We start from the raw sequence: 16,356 nt of genomic DNA on the forward strand, positions 1-16,356 counted from the left end.
GTTAAATCGATGATAACGCACCCCACGATGCGCTAAGCTCGCCGCATGCGTCAGAGGGCCCGGTCGGCCGGGGACAAGGAACGCCGCGCCGAGGAACTCCTGAACGCGGCCGAGGCGCTCGCCCACGACCTGGGCGGGGTCCGCCACGTCACCCTGGCCGCGGTCACCGAACGGGCCGGCCTGCACCGGACCGGCGTGCGCCGCTACTACGCCGGCAAGGAACAACTGCTGCTGGAGCTGGCCGAGCGCGGCTGGGCCCGGTGGCGCGACGCCGTCGAGCAGGAGGTCGCCGGCCGCACCGGCCTGAGCCCCGCCGAGATCGCCGCCGTCGTCAGCCGGACGCTCACCTCGCTCCCACTGTTCTGCGACCTGCTGACCCACGCCACCCTGCACCTCGAGGGCGACGCCGACATCGAGAGCGCCCGGCGCTACAAGACCGCCGCCTTCGCCGCCCACGACGGCATCGCGGCCGCCCTGGTGAGGGCGGGCGACCTGACGGCCGAGCAGATCGGGCAGTTGCTGACCGTGGCGGTCCTGCTCGCCGCGGGCCTCTGGCAGTCGTCCCACCCGACCCCGACCCTCGCCGCGCTCTACGAGCAGGTGCCGTCGTGGGGTCACGTGGCCCTCGAATTCGGCCCACGGCTCGACCGCCTCCTCGGCACCTTCGCCGCCGGTCTCACCACCCGGAGCTAGGATTGCGCGTCATGCGCCGGGCCGTCACGATCACCCTCTCGGCCCTCGCGCTGAGCGCCTGTTCGACGCCCGGGGCCGCTCCCCCGCCGCCGCCCGTCGTCCCGCCGGCCGCCTCGCCGGCCGCCTCGCCGTCGCCCTCTCCCTCGCCGTCGCCCACGCCCAGCGGGTTGCCGGCCCCGGGTGAGGTCGCCCGCATGAAGCGCGACGGGTTCCCCGTCGTCAGCAGCGTGCCGACCAAGCGGAAGGTCGTCTTCCTCACCATCGACGACGGCTGGGAGCAGGACCCCGGGTTCGCGCGCATCGTCCGCGAGCGCGGGATCCCGATCACCGTCTTCCCGACCCGCGACGCCGTCGAGGCCAAGGGCGGCCAGGAGGGCGGGCCGGGCTGGACGTACATCGGGGCGGGCGGCTGGCCCTACTTCAGGGACCTGGGCGTGCCGATCGAGAACCACACGCTCACCCACCCCGACCTGCGCACCCTCGGCCCCGACGCGCAGCGGGCGGAGATCTGCGGCGCGGCGAAGGCGATCGAGCGGCACGTCGGCCGGGCGCCGGAGTTGTTCCGGCCGCCCTTCGGCTCGTGGAACGCCGCCACGCTGACCGCCGCCGAGAAGTGCGGCATGCGCGCGATGGTCCTGTGGACGGCCTCGGTGCAGACCGACGCGCGGATCGCGTACCAGACCCCCGACAAGCGGCTCCATCCGGGCGACATCCTGCTGCTGCACTTCCGGCCGCCGCTGGCGAAGGACTTCGCCCGGCTGCTGCGGAAGATCGACAAGCGCGGGTTCTCGATCGGCGACCTGGGCGCCTACCTGGACGACCTGCTCCCCGCCCCCTCCTGAGCCCTCATTCGCCGGCCATGCGGAAGGCGCCCTGTTCCAGGCGGTCGAGGAGGCGCCGGGTCCAGGCGGCGCGGCTGTCGGCGGTGTGCAGCCACAGTTCGATGACGGCGCCGGTCGGGCCCCATTCGTCCAGGTCGGAGTCGGGCGGGAGGTGGCCGGTGATCGCGGCGCGCCAGTCGGCCATCGCGCGGGCCCGGCGGCGGAGCAGCTCGACGGCCTCGGCCCGGGGCAGGTCGTCGACGAAGCCGACGGCCGCGGCGAGCAGGTCGAGGCGCGGATCGCGGCTGGAGAGGGCCGTGCGGAGCAGGGTGAGGTAGGCGTCGTCACCCTCAGGGGTGATCTCGTACTCCATCCGGGGCGGGCCCCCGGCCTCGCTGGGGCTGGTCTCGTGGGCGCGCAGCAGGCCCTGCTCGCTCATGGCCTTCAGCGCGTGGTAGATCGACCCGGGGGTCGCGTTCGACCATTCGTGCGCGCCCCACGACTCCAGGTCGGCGCGCACCTTGTAGCCGTGGGCGCGGCCGTGCCGCCGGACCGCGCCGAGGACGAGCAGCCGGACCGCGGACACGATCACCCCTGCCCGGCCAGGTCGTCGAGGGCCGCGCGCTGGGCCTCGGAGAGGGGCAGCGCCAGCGCCCGGTCCAGGCACTCCCGGGCGCGGGCCTGGTCGCCGGTGCGCACCGCGAGTTCGGCGCGGTAGGTCAGCGCCTCCACCAGGTCGGCCGCCGGGGCGGTGTCCTGGTCGCGCAGGAGCGCGGCGTCGAGGATGCGGGCCGCCTGCTCGTCGTTGCCGTGGGAGTCGCCCATGACGACCGCGCTGCGCAGGCTCCTGGCCAGGGTGCCCGAGGGCTCGTCGGGGGCCTGTTCGGGCGCGCCGGCCGTGATCCTGATCCAGTTGCCGCCGGGGTCGACCACCGAGAACCCCGTCACGCCGTCGGCGTTCTTCCGGCTGCGCGGCCGGGTCATCCGCGGGATCCCGGCCACCAGCACCTTGCCGTACGCCGCCCGCATGCCCGCCGCGAAGGCCGCGTGCAGCGCCGCGATGTCGGGCACCAGCACCACGCAGGTCCCGTAGGAGTCCTCCGGCTTGAAGTCGGGCATGCCGAAGAAGCCCAGGTGCAGGTCGTCCCGCCGCAACGCGACGTAGGGGTTGGGCCGGACCTGCCGGTAGGTCCGGACGAAGCCCAGCGCCAGGTAGAACTCCTCGATCTCGTCGATCGATCCGCACGGCAACAGCGGCACGGTCTTCTCTCCGGCCATCTCGCCTCCTCCACTAATCAAATTTGACTAGCAGCCTAGGGCATCTCACCCGCGCGGTGTACCCCCCGATCAGCCTCCCGGCGGACGCCCGCGGGCCCGCCGGTGCGGGACATTCGGTGGCAGCGGAAATCCCGTGCGGACAGGGCGCTCGTCCCTGTCGGCCGGGACACCCGGCGCGGCATTCTCGGTACCGCAACGGGGGTTGTGCGCACCGGGATCCGGGGGTTGGGAGAGCTCCGGATCCCGGTCGGCCACGCATGTGACGAAGATCGCAGCAGACACCGGAGGTTGAGCTCTACAAGCTGTAGTACTACTTGAAGTAGCACTACGCCCCGTAGAGCATCCGGAGGGGGACCGACCATGGACGCTTTGGACCTGGCACGGTGGCAGTTCGGGGTGACCACCGTCTACCACTTTCTTTTCGTACCGCTGACCATCGGGCTGGGCGTGTTCGTCGCCGGCCTGCAGACCGCCTGGTATCGCACCGGCAAAGAGCACTACCTGACGCTGACGAAGTTCTTCGGCAAGCTGTTCCTGATCAACTTCGCGATGGGCGTGGTCACCGGGATCGTGCAGGAGTTCCAGTTCGGCATGAACTGGAGCGAGTACTCGATCTTCGTCGGCGACGTCTTCGGGGCGCCGCTGGCCCTCGAGGCGCTGCTGGCGTTCTTCCTGGAGTCGACGTTCCTCGGCTTGTGGATCTTCGGCTGGGACAAGCTGCCCAAGAAGCTCCACCTGGCCACGATCTGGGCGGCGGTCATCGGGTCGAACCTGTCGGCCTACTTCATCCTGGCCGCGAACGCGTGGATGAAGCACCCGGTCGGCTACGAGGTGGTCGACGGCAAGGCCCGGATGACCGACCTGTGGGCGGTGCTGACCAACTCGACCGCGCTCGCGCAGGTGCCCCACGTGGTGGCCGGGTCGTTCGTGGTGGCGGGCGGGTTCGTGCTGGCGGTGGCGGGTTACCGGATCCTGCGGGAGCGCAACGCCACCGGGCTGATCCCCCGCAGGAAGGACTTCGCCGACGTCACCGCGCCGATGCGCCGCGAGGTGGACATGTGGCGGGCGGCGCTGCGCGGCGCGCTGGTGATGACCGCGATCGCGGGGGCGATCGTCGCGCTGACCGGGGACATGTCGGGGCAGCTGCTGCACACGCAGCAGCCGATGAAGCTGGCCGCCGCCGAGGGGCTGCGGCACGACACCGCCGGGGCGCCGTTCTCGCCGGTGCCGGGGATCGAGATCCCCAACATGCTGAGCCTGCTGTCGGCGCACGACCCGAACGCCGTCGTCCAGGGAATCGACGACATCCAGCAGCGCCTGGTCGCCCAGTTCGGCCCCGGCGACTACGTGCCGAACCTGCCGATCGTCTACCTCTCCTTCCGGGTGATGATCGTGTTCGGCCTGGCCACCGTGGGGCTGGCCTTCCTCGGGCTCTTCCTGACCCGCGGCCGGGGCCGCCGCGCCCGCCCGGTGCCGACCTGGTTCGCCCGGCTCTGCGTGCTCGCGCTGCCGCTGCCGATCGCCGCGATCATCTCCGGATGGCTGCTGAGCGAGATCGGCCGCCAGCCCTGGACCGTCCAGGGCGAGCTGCTCACCGCGGCGAGCGTGTCGCCGGGCGTGAGCCTGACCGAGGTCGCGATCTCGCTGGGCCTGTTCACCCTCGTGTACGGCGTCCTCACGGTCGCCGAGGCGATCCTGCTGATCCGGCACGTCAAGGCGGGCCCCGACGAGCCGATGCCGGCCGTGGTGTCCGACGACACCGAACGCCGCGTCCCGACCCTGATGTACTGAGGTGCCCGACATGACCACGTTCTGGTTCATCGTGATCGCCTTCCTCTGGACCGGCTACTTCGTCCTGGAGGGCTTCGACTTCGGGGTCGGCGCGCTGATGCCGGTCCTGGCCCGCGGCGAGGCCGAGCGCCGCCAGGTGCTGCGGACCATCGGCCCGGTCTGGGACGGCAACGAGGTGTGGCTGATCACCGCGATCGGCGCCATGTTCGCCGCCTTCCCCGCCTGGTACGCCGGCTTCCTCAGCCAGTTCTACCTGGCGGCCGTCATGGTCGTCCTGGCGCTGATCGTGCGCGGCGTGGGGCTCGAATGGCGCGGCAAGGTGCGCGCCAGGGAGACCCCGCTGGTGGACGCCGCGATCGTCACCGGCAGCGTGCTGCCCGCCTTCCTGTGGGGGGCGATCTTCGGCAACGTGCTGTTCGCCTCGGCGTTCGCGACCGTCATGGGCGGCCTGCTGTCGCTGGGCCTGGCGCTGGTGCACGGCGCGGTGTTCGTCGCGCTGAAGACCAAGGGCCCGGTCAGGGCCCGCGCCCGGGAGCTCGCCTGGGTGGCCGGCGTGGTGCTCGTGCCGGTGGTGGCCTTCGCCCTGTGGCGGCTGGACGCCTGGCCGGCGTACGTCGCCATGGCGACGTACGCGGCCGGGGTGGCGCTCGTCTGGGGCGGGCGCGAGGGGTGGGCGTTCGCGTGCACGGCGGTCACGATCGTGGCGACCACCGCCGCGACGTTCCTCGCGCTGCACCCCGAGCCCCTGCCGGGGCTCACGGTCGAGTCGGCCGCCTCGGCCCCCTACACGCTCACGATCCTCACGTGGATCGGCCTCATCGCGCTCCCCGGGGTCATCGCCTACCAGGCGTGGACCTACTGGGTGTTCCGCAGGAGGCTGACCGCTCCGGAGGTCCTGCTGGAGTCGCGCAGCGCGTAGAGGTCGGACGGGGAGATCGGCATCTTGTCGATGACGATCCGCTCGGCGTCCTCGACCGCGCCCGCGATGACCGCGGAGACCGGGATGACCCCGGCCTCGCCGGCCCCCTTGATGCCCAGGGGGTTGAGCGGGGACGGGGTCTCCAAATGGTCGGTCTCGATCGTCGGGATCTCGGTGACGTAGGGCATCAGGAAGTCCATGAACGAGGCGTTGAGCAGCTGGCCGTACTCGTCGTAGACCATCTTCTCGTAGAGCGCCCCGCCGACGCCCTGGGCGACGCCGCCGTGGATCTGCCCCTCGACCAGCATCGGGTTGATCATCTTGCCGCAGTCGTGGACGACGGCGTACCGGAGGATCCTGATCTCGGCGGTGTCGGGGTCGGTCTCGACGATGGCGGCGTGCATGCCCGACGCGAAGGTCGAGCGCACCGGCGAGTAGTAGTCCTTGCCCTCCAGGCCCGGCTCCTGGCCCTCGGCCACCGGGGGTTTCTCCATGCTGCCGCCGGTGGCGAACTGGGTGGCCCGCTTGGCCTCCTCGTCGAAGGCGTACCGGAGCGGGTTGGAGAGCACCGCGACGGTGGCGAGCGGGATCGAGGCGCTGGGGGCGCCCACGACGTGCACCATGCCGTCGGTGATCTCCAGGTCGGCCGGGTCGGCCTCCAGCGCGTCGGCCGCGATCTGCAGCGCCTTCTCCTTGACCTTCCGGCACGCCAGGGCGATGGCGTTGCCGCTCATCACGGCGGCCCGGGAGGCGAACGTGCCGACGGCGTAGCCGAACCGCCGGGTGTCGCCGGTGACGACCGACACCTTCTCGATCGGCACGCCGAGCTCGGTCGCGGCGATCTGGGCGAACACCGTCTCGTGGCCCTGCCCCTGGGAGGTGAGCCCGGTGGAGACGTGCACCCGCCCGTCGGAGGTCACTTGGACGTGGCCGCCCTCGTAGGGCCCGACGCCCGTTCCCTCGACGTAGCAGCCGACCCCGATGCCGATCCGCCTGCCTTCCGCGGCGGCCTCGGCCTGCAGCGCGGGGAAGTCGTCCCAGCCGATCAGGTCCTTCAGCTTGCGCAGCGACTCGGGGTAGTCGCCGCTGTCGTAGATCAGCGGGCGGCCGTCCTGAAAGATCATCTGCTGGTCGTAGGGGAACTCGTCGGGCTGGATGAAGTTCACGGCCCGCACGTCGGTCCGGTCCTTGCCGAGGTACTGGGCGATCTTGTCCATCGTGCGCTCCATGCAGAACACGCCCTGCGGGCGCCCGGCCCCCCGGTAGGGGGTGACCTGCACGGTGTTGGTGTAGACGGAGAAGAACTCGACCCGGTAGGAGCCGATCTTGTACGGCCCCAGCAGCTGCGTCGAGGTGATGATCGGCACGATGATGCCGTAGGGCGTGTAGGCGCCGTGGTCGTGCAGGATCTCGACGTCGAGCCCGAGGACGCGGCCCTCGTCGTCGAACCCCACCGTGACGTGCTGCACCTGGGCCCGCTCGTGGGCCGAGGAGACGAAGTGCTCCCGCCGGTCCTCGGTCCACTTGACCTCGCGGTTCAGCAGCCGGGCCGCCCACGGGACCAGGATCTCCTCCGGCCACGGGTGCACGATCTTCACCCCGAACCCGCCGCCGACGTCGGGCGCGATGACCTCGACCTTCGGCAGGGGCAGCCCGAGCTTGGCCGCGATGGCCATGCGCACGCTCGTGGACGTCTGGGTGGAGCTGTAGACGCGCAGGGAACGGTCGTCGGCGTCCCAGCGGGCGTACACCCCCTTGCCCTCCATCGGCATGCACGCCGAGCGCTCGATGTCGAGCCGGAACGTCAGCGTGTGGGGCGCGGCGGCGATGACGTCGCGGGTGGCGCGGCCGTCGCGGTGGGCGACCTCCTGCACCAGGTGGGCCCCGACGTTGCCCGGCACGTCGTCGTGGACCAGGTTGGGCCCCTCGACGGCGTTCTCCAGCCCGACGACCGGCTTCAGGAACTCGTAGGAGACCTGGATCCGCTCGCAGACGTCCTCGGCGACGTACCGGTCGGTCGCGACGACCATGACGATCGGCTCGCCGACGTGCCGCACGACGTCCTTGGCCAGGCAGTAGGCGGTGCGCCCGTGGGTCAGCGCCGGGTGGGGGATCAGCAGCGGCAGCGGCTCCCGCACGCCCTCGGGCAGGTCCTCCCACGTGTAGATCGCGACCAGGCCCTCGACGTCGATCGCGTCGTCGACGTCGATGCCGGTGATGCGGGCGTGCGCGTGCGGCGACCGGACGAACGCCACGGCCAGCGCGCCCGCGCCCAGGTCGTCGAGGTAGCGGCCGTTCCCGGCGACCAGCCGGGCGTCCTCCCTGCGGCGGACCGGCTCGCCGAACAGCTTGGTCGTCACGGGCCCTCCTCGGCCATCAGCTCGGCGGCGCGGTGCACCGACTTCACGATGTTCTGGTAGCCCGTGCACCGGCACAGGTTGCCCGCCACCGCCTCGATCGCCTCGTCGTCGGCGGGCGCGGGGTTCTCCCGCAGGAACGCGGTCACCGTCGTCAGGAACCCGGGCGTGCAGAACCCGCACTGGAGGCCGTGGCACTCGGCGAAGGCCCGCTGCACCGGCGACAACCGGTCGCCGTCGGCCAGCCCCTCGACCGTGGTGACCTCGTGCCCGGCGACCGACGCCGCGAAGGTCAGGCAGGCCCGCACCGGCCGCCCGTCGAGCAGCACCGTGCAGGCCCCGCAGACCCCGTGCTCGCACCCGACGTGGGTGCCGGTCAGCCCGAGGTCGTGGCGGAGGAAGTCGCTCAGCAGCCGCCGCGCGGGCACCCGCGCGTGCCGCGGCACCCCGTTCACGATCAACGTCACGTCATGCATCGGCGGCCTCCTTCAGCGCCCGGGCGGCCAGCACCCCGGTCAGGTGCCGCCGGTAGTCGGCGGTGGCGTGGATGTCGGCCTCCGGCTCGATCCGCTCCTGTACGAGTTCCGCCGCCCGCGTCCAGTCGCCCTCGGCCTCGGTGACGTCGACGACCACGGGCACCGCCCCGACGCTCAGGCAGGCGACCCGGGCGTGGCCGGGCGCGACCAGCGCCGCGACCCCCGCCATGGCGTAGTCGCCGTGCCGCCGCGCCACCTCGACGATCGCGGTCCCGCCCTCGGCGGACGGGAAGAACGCCGACACGGCCAGCTCCCCGGTGCGCAACGACGACTCCATCGGCCCGGTGAAGAACTCGGCGGCCGGGATGTCGCGTTCCCCGCCGGCCCCGCGCACCCGCACCGACCCGCCGAGCAGCGCCAGCACGGCCGGCATCTCGGCGGCCGGGTCGGCGTGCACGATGCTCCCCACGGTGGTGCCCCGGTTGCGGACCGCCGGGTGGGCCACCAGCCGCAGCGCCCGCCGCACGAGGGGCTGCGCCGCGAACGCGGTCTCGCTGGCCTCGACCTCGGCGTGCCGGGCCAGCGCGCCGACCCGGACTCCCCCGGCCTCGGCGGTGATCTCGCCGAGCCCGGCCACGTGGTTGATGTCGACCAGCTGGCCGGGCGCGGCCAGCCGCATGTTCATGAGCGGGATGAGGCTCTGGCCCCCGGCCAGCACCTTCCCGTCGGCTCCCGCCGCGGTGAGGGCCTCGACGGCCTCGGCCACCGTGGCGGGAGCGTGGTAGACGAACGAAGGAGGCTTCACTTAAACCGTTCTACTCCCCGACAGGGCTCGAAGCAGGTGGTATCCGCCCAGGACGACCACCGTGCCCAGGGCGATGCCGCCGAGGTCGAAGCCCTCGACGATCTGCATGTTGACCGGGCCGATGGCCAGGATGATGCCCGCGCCGATCGGGACCATGTTGACCGGATCGGCGAAGTCGACCCGGTTCTCGATCCAGATCTTGGCGCCGAGGAGGCCGATCATGCCGTACAGGATGACGGTGACGCCACCGAGCACGCCGCCCGGGATCGCGTAGACGAGCGCGCCGAACTTGGGCACCAGGCCCAGCAGGATCGCGATGACGGCGGCGATGTAGTAGGCCAGCGTGGAGTAGACGCGGGTGGCGGCCATGACGCCGATGTTCTCCGCGTAGGTGGTGGTGGGCGAGCCGCCCACGGCCGAGGTGACCACCGTGGCGACGCCGTCGCCGATGATGGCCTTGCCCATGACCGGGTCGACGTCGGCGCCGGTCATCTCGCCGACGGCCTTGACGTGGCCGATGTTCTCGGCGATGAGAGCGATGACCGCCGGGAGCACCACGATGATGGCCGAGAGCTTGAAGTCGGGCGCGTGGAAGTTCGGCAGGCCGAACCAGGCCGCCTGCTCCACGCCGCCGAAGTCGACCCGGAAGTGACTGGTGACCTCGCCGGCGCCCGTGGGGGCGGTGATCTGGCCGAAGACCCGGTCGGCGACCCACGAGAGCACGAAACCGGCGACGAGGCCGATCAGGATGCCGAGCCGGCCGACGAAGCCGCGGAACAGGGCGATGATCACGAAGGTGACGAGCATCGTGATGAGGGCGATCCACTGGTCCTGCGGCCAGTAGATGTCGGCCACGACGTAGGCCAGGCCGAAGCCGATGAGCATGACGACCGCGCCGGTCACGACCGGCGGGAAGATCCGGTTGATGACCCCTATGCCGAGGAAGTGGATGACCACGCCGCACAACGCGAGCACGACGCCCGCCACCAGGATCGCGCCCGTGATCGTGGCCGGGCTGCCGCCCTCGGCGGTGATCGCGGCCGCGCCGCCGACGAACGACGCCGACGTGCCGAGGTAGCTGGGGATCTTCCCGTTCACGATGAGCAGGAAGATGATCGTCGCGACGCCGCTCATCATCACCGCGACGTTGGGGTCGAGCCCCATCACCACCGGGAAGACGAACGTGGCGCCGAACATCGCGATGACGTGCTGGGCGCCGAACCCGACCATGCGCGGCCACGACAACCGCTCGTCGGGCTTGACGACCTCGCCGGGGGCGAGCGTGCCCTTTTCTCCGTGTACCTTCCACCCGAAAGCCATGTGAGCCCCTTTGCAACGGGCCGACACCTGGTGGCCACCCCGCAGGCATCCCAGCGCGGCAAAACATTCAGCAGCCCTTCTACCTGGGCTGTTGCGGGCACATTAGGCCCGTGATCTCTGTAGCACACGGGCAGCATGTGCCAAACAACCGACCTCAGATGCCGCGCATGTTGAGGACATGGAGCGCCAGCGTCAGATTGAGACGCAGGTGGGCGTCCTCGGTGAAGTTGCCGACCAGGCGTTCGAGGTTGCCCAATAGACGGGCGCTAGATACCCCGCATGTTGAGGACATGGAGCGCCAGCGTCAGATTGAGGCGCAGGTGGGCGTCTTCGGTGAAGTTGCCGAGCAGGCGCTCGAGTTTCCCGATGCGGTAGCGCAGGGTGTTGTAGTGGAAGTGCAGCCGCCGGGCGGTCTCGGCCACGTTGAGGTTGGTCTCCAGCAGGACGTGGAGGGTGCGGCGCAGGTCGGCGTTCTCGGCGTCGTCGTCGCCGGCCAGCGCGCCCAGGGTCTCGCGGACGAAGGCGTGCAGTTCGGCGGTGTCGTTGACGAGCGACAGCAGGCGGTAGACCCCAAGTTGGTCGAAGTGCGCGACCGCGCCGTTGCCGTGGAGCTGGCGGCCCACCCGGGCGGCCTTGAGCGCCTGGGCGTAGGCGTCGGCGAGCCCCTCGGCGCCGGAGGCGATCCGGCTCATGCCGGTGGAGAAGGTGCACTCGGCGAAGGCGGCCTGCGCGGCGGTGGCGAGCCGGGCGGTGTCGGCCCCGGCCCCGACGATGACGACGACCTCGTGGGAGAACCCGGCGACCGCGCCGCGCGGGTCGTGGCGGCGGACGGCGGCCTGCCAGACGGCCAGCAGCCGGTCCTGCGCGGTGCGCTCGTCGCTCTCGGGGTCGAGTTCGGCGACCATGACGCTGACGGGGCGCTCCAGGTCCCAGCCGAACGCCTTGGCACGTTCGGCGATGCGCCCGCCGCCCCGGCCGGTGAGCACGTCGCGCAGGAAGTCGGCGCGGTACTTGCTCTCGACGGCGTTGACCGCCTCCTGCTTGGTGATGACGAGCGCGGCGACGGTCGCGGCCCGCTCCAGGATCCGGATGTCGCTCTCGCGCAGCGTGCCGGCCTGGCTGAAGGCGACGATGCGGCCGTGGTGGTGGCCCCCGGCCACGATCGGCACGACGGCGTAGTGGCCGTCGGCCCGCACCATCGGCTCGGGCTGGTCGCGCCCCGGCCCGCTGATCATGTACGCGTCGCGCAACATCGCCACCTGCTCGGAGCCCCCGGCGGCGGCCAGGGTCGCGCCCGAGACGTCCATGGCGGCGACGGCGACCTCCAGCAGCCCGGCCACCTCGGCGGTCACCTCGCGCATGCCGCCGCCCGCGAGCACGATCTGGACGAGGCCCCGGTGGGCGTCCTCGGCGCGGGCGAGGATGGCGGCCTGCCGGTTGAGGATGTCGGTGAGCACCTGGTTGAGGATGTCGTCGAACCCAACGTCGTTCGGCAGGATGATCAGCGGGAAGCCCAGCCGGTCGGCCTGCTCGATCATCTCGGCGGGCAGTTCGTCGAGGTATCGGCCCAGCTTGATGGCGAGGGCCGACAGGCCGCGTTCGTCAAGATCCGCCACAAGGCGGCCCAGCGACTGGGGAGTGTTCCTGAGCGGGTAACCGGTCGTGAGCAGCAGTTCGTTGGGCTTCACCCACGCCAGGATGTCGGGCACCTCCATGACGTTGAGGCGCTGGACGATGCGGTCGAGCCCGGTCTTCCCGGCGATGAGCCGCGCCCCGGCGAGGGTGGAGACTCCCAGGACCTCTCCGACCGTCACCCCGTGGATGATCGTTCCGGTGCTGGCGAGCCGCATGGCGGGTGCAGCGGGATCCGTCGACATGGTGCGCTCCGGGGGGATTTGAACGTTCTCCGCAAATTGTGCCTGACTGGGCGACTGTCAGGAAGAGCCAAGCATTTGGCCGACTGTTGGCAGATTTCCCCGTACGGACCCCGGGGGTCGCGTTCTAGCGTCCCTTCTAATGGGGGTTCGGATGAGGGAGGACTCGTGGCTGTAGGTACACGCCCTCGAAGCCGCCGCCCGGTGCAGACGGCGCAGCCCGAGGTCACGTACCTGTCCGGGGCCGCCGCCACCAGTCTCCGGCCGCTTCTGGAGGCCCCGCGCCGCCCCGCCCGGGTGCTGGCCGCCTTCCCCTTGGCGGTCTACCTGGAGGTGCGGACCGAGACCGAGCCGCGAGTGCTCGCTCTGGTGACGGGTGAGGCCACCCGGCTGCCCAACGCCGTTGTGCTGACCGGCTCGCTGGAGGGCTTCTCGGCCGGCGACGACGCCTGGGTCGGCGACGGGGTCGTCGAGGCCGGCGGCCGGGCCGTGCGGGTCCGCCGCTGGTGGGACCCCGCCCCGCCGCTGGGTCCCGTCTCCGGCACGGCCCTCGCCAGGACCCTCCCCGTCCTCCACGACATCTGCCTCTCCTCCCCCCGGCAGCCCGGCCTGGAGAGCGGCGGCGCGTCCGCGTTGTTGTCGGCCGGCTGCCACCGGGGCTCGCTCGTCGACGCGATCACCGCGGCCGAGCAGCTCATGGGCCTGGGGCCGGGCCTGACGCCGAGCGGCGACGACATGCTGGCCGGGCTCCTGGTCACCCTGCGCTCCGTCGGCACGGCGGCCGGGGTCGGCCGGGCCGTGTGGCTGGCCGACTGGCTGGCCGCCGCGGTGACCTTCGACGCCCGCACCCGGACCACCCCGATCTCCGCGACGCTGCTGCACTGCGCGGCGCGCGGCGAGGCGGGCCTGGAGACCCTCGCGGTGCTGCGCGGCCTCACCGGCCGGCAGCCGCTGGAACCGGCGGCGCACCGCCTGCTCCGGCTGGGGCACACCTCGGGCGCCGACCTGGCGTGGGGCATCAGGACGGGAGTGTCGGCCGTCCTCGGACTTGGTGAGAGGGACGCTGAGTGAACCTGGTGGAGATCCGTCCGGGGGTCTATCACGACTCGGTCAGCCTGATGCGGGTCAGCCAGGCGCTGACCGGCCGCCCGGGGGTCGAACTGGCGATCGTGGCGATGGCGACGGCCCTGAACGTCGAACTCGCCGCCGACGCGGGCTTCGACGTCCCGGCCGCGACGGCCGGCGACCTGCTGGTCGCGATCCGGGCGACGACGGACGCCGAGCTCCACGACGCCGCGGCCGACCTGGAACGGCAGTTGTCGGCCCGGGCCGAGACGCGCGGCCGCGAGGAGGCCCTCCCCCGCACGATCCGGGCCGCCACGCGCCTGGCCGACCCGTCGGCGGTCGTGCTGGTCAGCGTGCCGGGCGAGCACGCCTTCACCGAGGCGATGGAGGCGGTCGACGCCGGCCACTCCGTGATGATCTTCAGCGACAACGTGCCGGTGGCGCGCGAAGTGACGCTCAAGGACCTCGCCCGCGAGCGCGGCGTGCTGGTCATGGGCCCCGACTGCGGCACCGCCGTCGTCGGCGGCGCGGGCCTGGGCTTCGCCAACGTGGTCCGCCCCGGCGCGGTCGGCGTGGTCGCCGCCTCCGGGACCGGCGCGCAGCAGCTCACCACCCTGCTCGACCTGGCCGGGGTCGGCGTCAGCCACGTGCTCGGCGTCGGCGGCCGCGACCTGGGCGCCGAGGTCGGCGGCCGGTCCGCCCTCCAGGCCCTGGACGCCCTGATCGCCGACCCCGCGACCGAACTGGTCGTCGTGGTCTCCAAGCCCCCGGACCCCGGCGTGGCGGCCCGCCTGGGCGAGGCGATCGCCAAGAGCCCCAAGCCCGTCATCACGGCCCTGCTCGGCGAGGGGCAGCCCGACCTCACCGCGGCGGCCGAATCGGTGCTGCGCGCCGTCGGCGCCGCGATCCCGGTCTGGCCCAGCTGGCCCGGCAACACCGAACCCGGCGGCGGCCCCCTGCGCGGCCTCTACTCGGGCGGCACCCTCTGCACCGAGGCCCGCCTGATCGCCGGCACGGGCGACTTCACCGACTTCGGCGACGACGAGTACACCGTGGGCCGCGCCCACCCCATGATCGACCCCGCCCTCCGCCTGGAGGCCCTCGACGCGGTGACCGAGGGCGTCGTGCTCCTGGACGTCGTCCTGGGCCACGGCTCCGACCCCGACCCGGCCGCCTCCCTGTCGGCCGCCGTCGCCGCCGCGAAGTCGCGCGGCGTGTCCGTCGTGGTCGCCCTGGTCGGCACGGAGGGCGACCCCCAGAACCTCCAGGCCCAGGCGGCCCGCCTGTTCGAATCGGGCGCCGAGGTCTACACCTCGAACGCCGAAGCGGCGAGGAGAGCGGCGGTCCTGGCGGGCATGCCCGCCTCAGAACCCCGCCCGGCCACCCGGCCCAAGCCCAACGCAGGCGAAACCAGCGCGGCCGGGACCGGTGCGGCCGGGAGCGGCGCGGCCTTGAACGGCGGCGGAGCCGAGGCGCCTGGAGAGGCGGCAGCCTCTCAGGGCGGGTGGGCGGGCCATCCTCTGGCCATGCTCTCGGCGGAGCCCTCGGTCATCTCGGTGGGCGCGTCGATCCTGGCCGAGGCGCTCGACCAGCAGGCCGTGGTGCACACGTCCGTCGACTGGCGGCCTCCCGTCCAGGGGATGGCCGCCGACCTGGCGGCCGTCATGGCCGATCCGCGGCGGAAGGCGGCCAACGAGAAGGCCGTGGGCCGGATGCTCAGCGCGCGGCCGCATCTCGTGGGGGTCAGGCGGGCCGGAGACGTCCTGGACCTCCCGAAGGGGACCTTCTTCCACGCCGGGCCGCCCATCGAGTGGGAACGGGCCTCCGGGCCCATGCGGGGCGCGCTCATCGGCGGGATGTTGTTCGAGGGGCTCGCCGCCGACGCCGAGGAGGCCGAGCGGAAGCTCGCGGGGGGCGAGGTCACGCTCGACTCCTGTCACCACCACCGGACCGTCGGGCCCATGGCGGGCGTCGTGTCCCCGTCCATGTGGATGCTGGAGGTGCACGACGCCGAGAACGGCGGCACCGCCTACTGCTCGCTCAACGAGGGGCTGGGCAAGGTGCTCCGCTACGGCGCCTACGGGCCCGAGGTGATCGAGCGGCTGCGGTGGATGGGCGAGGTCCTGGGCCCGGCGCTGGCCGAGGTCATGAAGGTCACCGGCCCGCTCGACCTGCGCAACCTGATCGCGCAGGCCCTCCAGATGGGCGACGAGCTGCACAACCGCAACCGGGCCGCCACCTCTCTCATGGTCAGGGAGCTCGCCCCGGCCATCGTCGACGCCGTCCCGAACCGGGCCGCCGAGATCCTCCGGTTCGTCAACGGCAACGACCACTTCTTCCTCAACGCCGGCATGGCCGCCGCCAAGGTCGCCGCCGACGCGGCGCGGAACGTCGAGGGCTCCTCGATGGTCGTGGCGATGGCCCGCAACGGCACCGACTTCGGCATCCAGGTCTCCGGCCTCGGCGACCGCTGGTTCACCGGCCCGGCGGGCGTGCCCGACGGCCTCTATCTGGGCGCCTACGGCCCCGATGACGCCAACCCCGACATCGGCGACTCGACCATCACCGAGACCGTCGGCCTGGGCGGCTTCTCGATGGCCGCCGCGCCGGCGATCGTCCGGTTCGTGGGCGGCGACGTCGCCGACGCGGTCGCCGCCACCACCGCCATGTACGAGATCACTCTCGCCGAGCACCCCGTTTACCAGATCCCGGGTCTCGGGTTCCGCGGCACGCCCGCCGGTATCGATGTCACACTGGTCACGCGGACCTCGGTGCTGCCGGTAGTCAATACGGGTATCGCCGGGCGCGTCGCCGGAACAGGGCAGGTCGGAGCGGGTCTGGTGAGTCCCCCGATGGAGGCTTTCACCGCCGCGCTGGCCGCTTTGGCCCGGGTTTAATTCCCTTTGACCCTGGTTTGACCCTAATATCGGTGGCCAACCTCAGAAAATCGCGCGGGT

The 16,356-nt window shown here is 72.1% G+C and carries 13 protein-coding genes; 6 read left to right on the plus strand and 7 right to left on the minus strand.

All coding sequences use genetic code 11. The annotated features are described in order from the left end of the window. The first annotated feature begins 45 nt into the window (after nucleotides 1-45). Both AW271_RS07305 and AW271_RS07315 read left to right on the plus strand, forming a co-directional pair. Nucleotides 46-693, plus strand: coding sequence for a TetR/AcrR family transcriptional regulator (locus AW271_RS07305; protein WP_063817902.1), 648 nt, complete (start codon nucleotides 46-48; stop codon nucleotides 691-693). Nucleotides 694-704: 11 nt separating this feature from the next. Continuing rightward, nucleotides 705-1,535 carry a polysaccharide deacetylase family protein gene (locus AW271_RS07315; RefSeq protein WP_063817903.1) on the plus strand — a complete coding sequence of 277 codons (831 nt, stop codon included), beginning with the start codon at nucleotides 705-707 and terminating at the stop codon, nucleotides 1,533-1,535. A 4-nt stretch (nucleotides 1,536-1,539) separates the two neighbouring features. On the opposite strand, the gene AW271_RS07320 is transcribed toward AW271_RS07315, so the two are convergent. Next, nucleotides 1,540-2,100, minus strand: a complete 561-nt coding sequence (locus AW271_RS07320; RefSeq protein ID WP_062335269.1) for a helix-turn-helix transcriptional regulator — start codon at nucleotides 2,098-2,100, stop codon at nucleotides 1,540-1,542. Between the two features lie 2 nt (nucleotides 2,101-2,102). Next, the gene (locus tag AW271_RS07325; protein ID WP_062333903.1) at nucleotides 2,103-2,792 is read right to left on the minus strand and encodes a DUF8817 family protein; all 690 of its coding nucleotides are present in this window, start codon (nucleotides 2,790-2,792) and stop codon (nucleotides 2,103-2,105) included. A 360-nt stretch (nucleotides 2,793-3,152) separates the two neighbouring features. Between AW271_RS07325 and AW271_RS07330 the strand changes: the two genes are divergently transcribed. Beyond that, a complete protein-coding gene (locus AW271_RS07330) occupies nucleotides 3,153-4,583 on the plus strand; it encodes a cytochrome ubiquinol oxidase subunit I (RefSeq protein WP_062333904.1) in 1,431 nt (476 codons plus the stop codon). A gap of 10 nt (nucleotides 4,584-4,593) precedes the next feature. Beyond that, nucleotides 4,594-5,502, plus strand: coding sequence for a cytochrome d ubiquinol oxidase subunit II (gene cydB, locus AW271_RS07335; RefSeq protein ID WP_062333905.1), 909 nt, complete (start codon nucleotides 4,594-4,596; stop codon nucleotides 5,500-5,502). Here the strand turns inward: cydB and cutA are convergent. The 5 genes from cutA to AW271_RS07360 form a co-directional block, all read right to left on the minus strand. Then, entirely contained in the window at nucleotides 5,439-7,862 is a 2,424-nt protein-coding gene (cutA, locus tag AW271_RS07340; protein ID WP_062333906.1) for an aerobic carbon-monoxide dehydrogenase large subunit, read from the minus strand. The two genes, cydB and cutA, sit on opposite strands and share 64 nt — an antisense overlap. Then, nucleotides 7,859-8,335 carry a (2Fe-2S)-binding protein gene (locus AW271_RS07345; RefSeq protein WP_062333908.1) on the minus strand — a complete coding sequence of 159 codons (477 nt, stop codon included), beginning with the start codon at nucleotides 8,333-8,335 and terminating at the stop codon, nucleotides 7,859-7,861. Before AW271_RS07345 ends, cutA begins: the two co-directional genes overlap by 4 nt. After that, a complete protein-coding gene (locus AW271_RS07350) occupies nucleotides 8,328-9,140 on the minus strand; it encodes an FAD binding domain-containing protein (RefSeq protein ID WP_062333911.1) in 813 nt (270 codons plus the stop codon). Before AW271_RS07350 ends, AW271_RS07345 begins: the two co-directional genes overlap by 8 nt. Continuing rightward, nucleotides 9,141-10,460 carry a uracil-xanthine permease family protein gene (locus AW271_RS07355; RefSeq protein WP_062333914.1) on the minus strand — a complete coding sequence of 440 codons (1,320 nt, stop codon included), beginning with the start codon at nucleotides 10,458-10,460 and terminating at the stop codon, nucleotides 9,141-9,143. A 266-nt stretch (nucleotides 10,461-10,726) separates the two neighbouring features. Then, on the minus strand, nucleotides 10,727-12,337 hold the full coding sequence (locus AW271_RS07360; protein ID WP_062333917.1) for a PucR family transcriptional regulator: 1,611 nt from the start codon (nucleotides 12,335-12,337) through the stop codon (nucleotides 10,727-10,729). 165 nt (nucleotides 12,338-12,502) lie between these two features. On the opposite strand from AW271_RS07360, the gene AW271_RS07365 reads away from it, so the two are divergent. Beyond that, nucleotides 12,503-13,405 carry an oxamate carbamoyltransferase subunit AllH family protein gene (locus AW271_RS07365; RefSeq protein ID WP_062333920.1) on the plus strand — a complete coding sequence of 301 codons (903 nt, stop codon included), beginning with the start codon at nucleotides 12,503-12,505 and terminating at the stop codon, nucleotides 13,403-13,405. Next, entirely contained in the window at nucleotides 13,402-16,296 is a 2,895-nt protein-coding gene (locus AW271_RS42230) for a bifunctional FdrA/YlbE family protein (RefSeq protein ID WP_245652978.1), read from the plus strand. The genes AW271_RS07365 and AW271_RS42230 overlap by 4 nt, the downstream gene beginning before the upstream one ends. Nucleotides 16,297-16,356: the final 60 nt, after the last annotated feature.

The organism is Herbidospora sakaeratensis, assembly GCF_001570525.1.
Lineage (GTDB): Bacteria > Actinomycetota > Actinomycetes > Streptosporangiales > Streptosporangiaceae > Herbidospora > Herbidospora sakaeratensis.

Coding starts and splice junctions, on each gene's coding strand:
- AW271_RS07305 (WP_063817902.1), top strand. CDS start 46: ATGCGTCAGAGGGCCCGGTCGGCCGGGGACAAGGAACGCCGCGCCGAG.
- AW271_RS07315 (WP_063817903.1), top strand. CDS start 705: ATGCGCCGGGCCGTCACGATCACCCTCTCGGCCCTCGCGCTGAGCGCC.
- AW271_RS07325 (WP_062333903.1), bottom strand. CDS start 2,792: ATGGCCGGAGAGAAGACCGTGCCGCTGTTGCCGTGCGGATCGATCGAC.
- AW271_RS07330 (WP_062333904.1), top strand. CDS start 3,153: ATGGACGCTTTGGACCTGGCACGGTGGCAGTTCGGGGTGACCACCGTC.
- cydB (WP_062333905.1), top strand. CDS start 4,594: ATGACCACGTTCTGGTTCATCGTGATCGCCTTCCTCTGGACCGGCTAC.
- AW271_RS07345 (WP_062333908.1), bottom strand. CDS start 8,335: ATGCATGACGTGACGTTGATCGTGAACGGGGTGCCGCGGCACGCGCGG.
- AW271_RS07355 (WP_062333914.1), bottom strand. CDS start 10,460: ATGGCTTTCGGGTGGAAGGTACACGGAGAAAAGGGCACGCTCGCCCCC.
- AW271_RS07360 (WP_062333917.1), bottom strand. CDS start 12,337: ATGTCGACGGATCCCGCTGCACCCGCCATGCGGCTCGCCAGCACCGGA.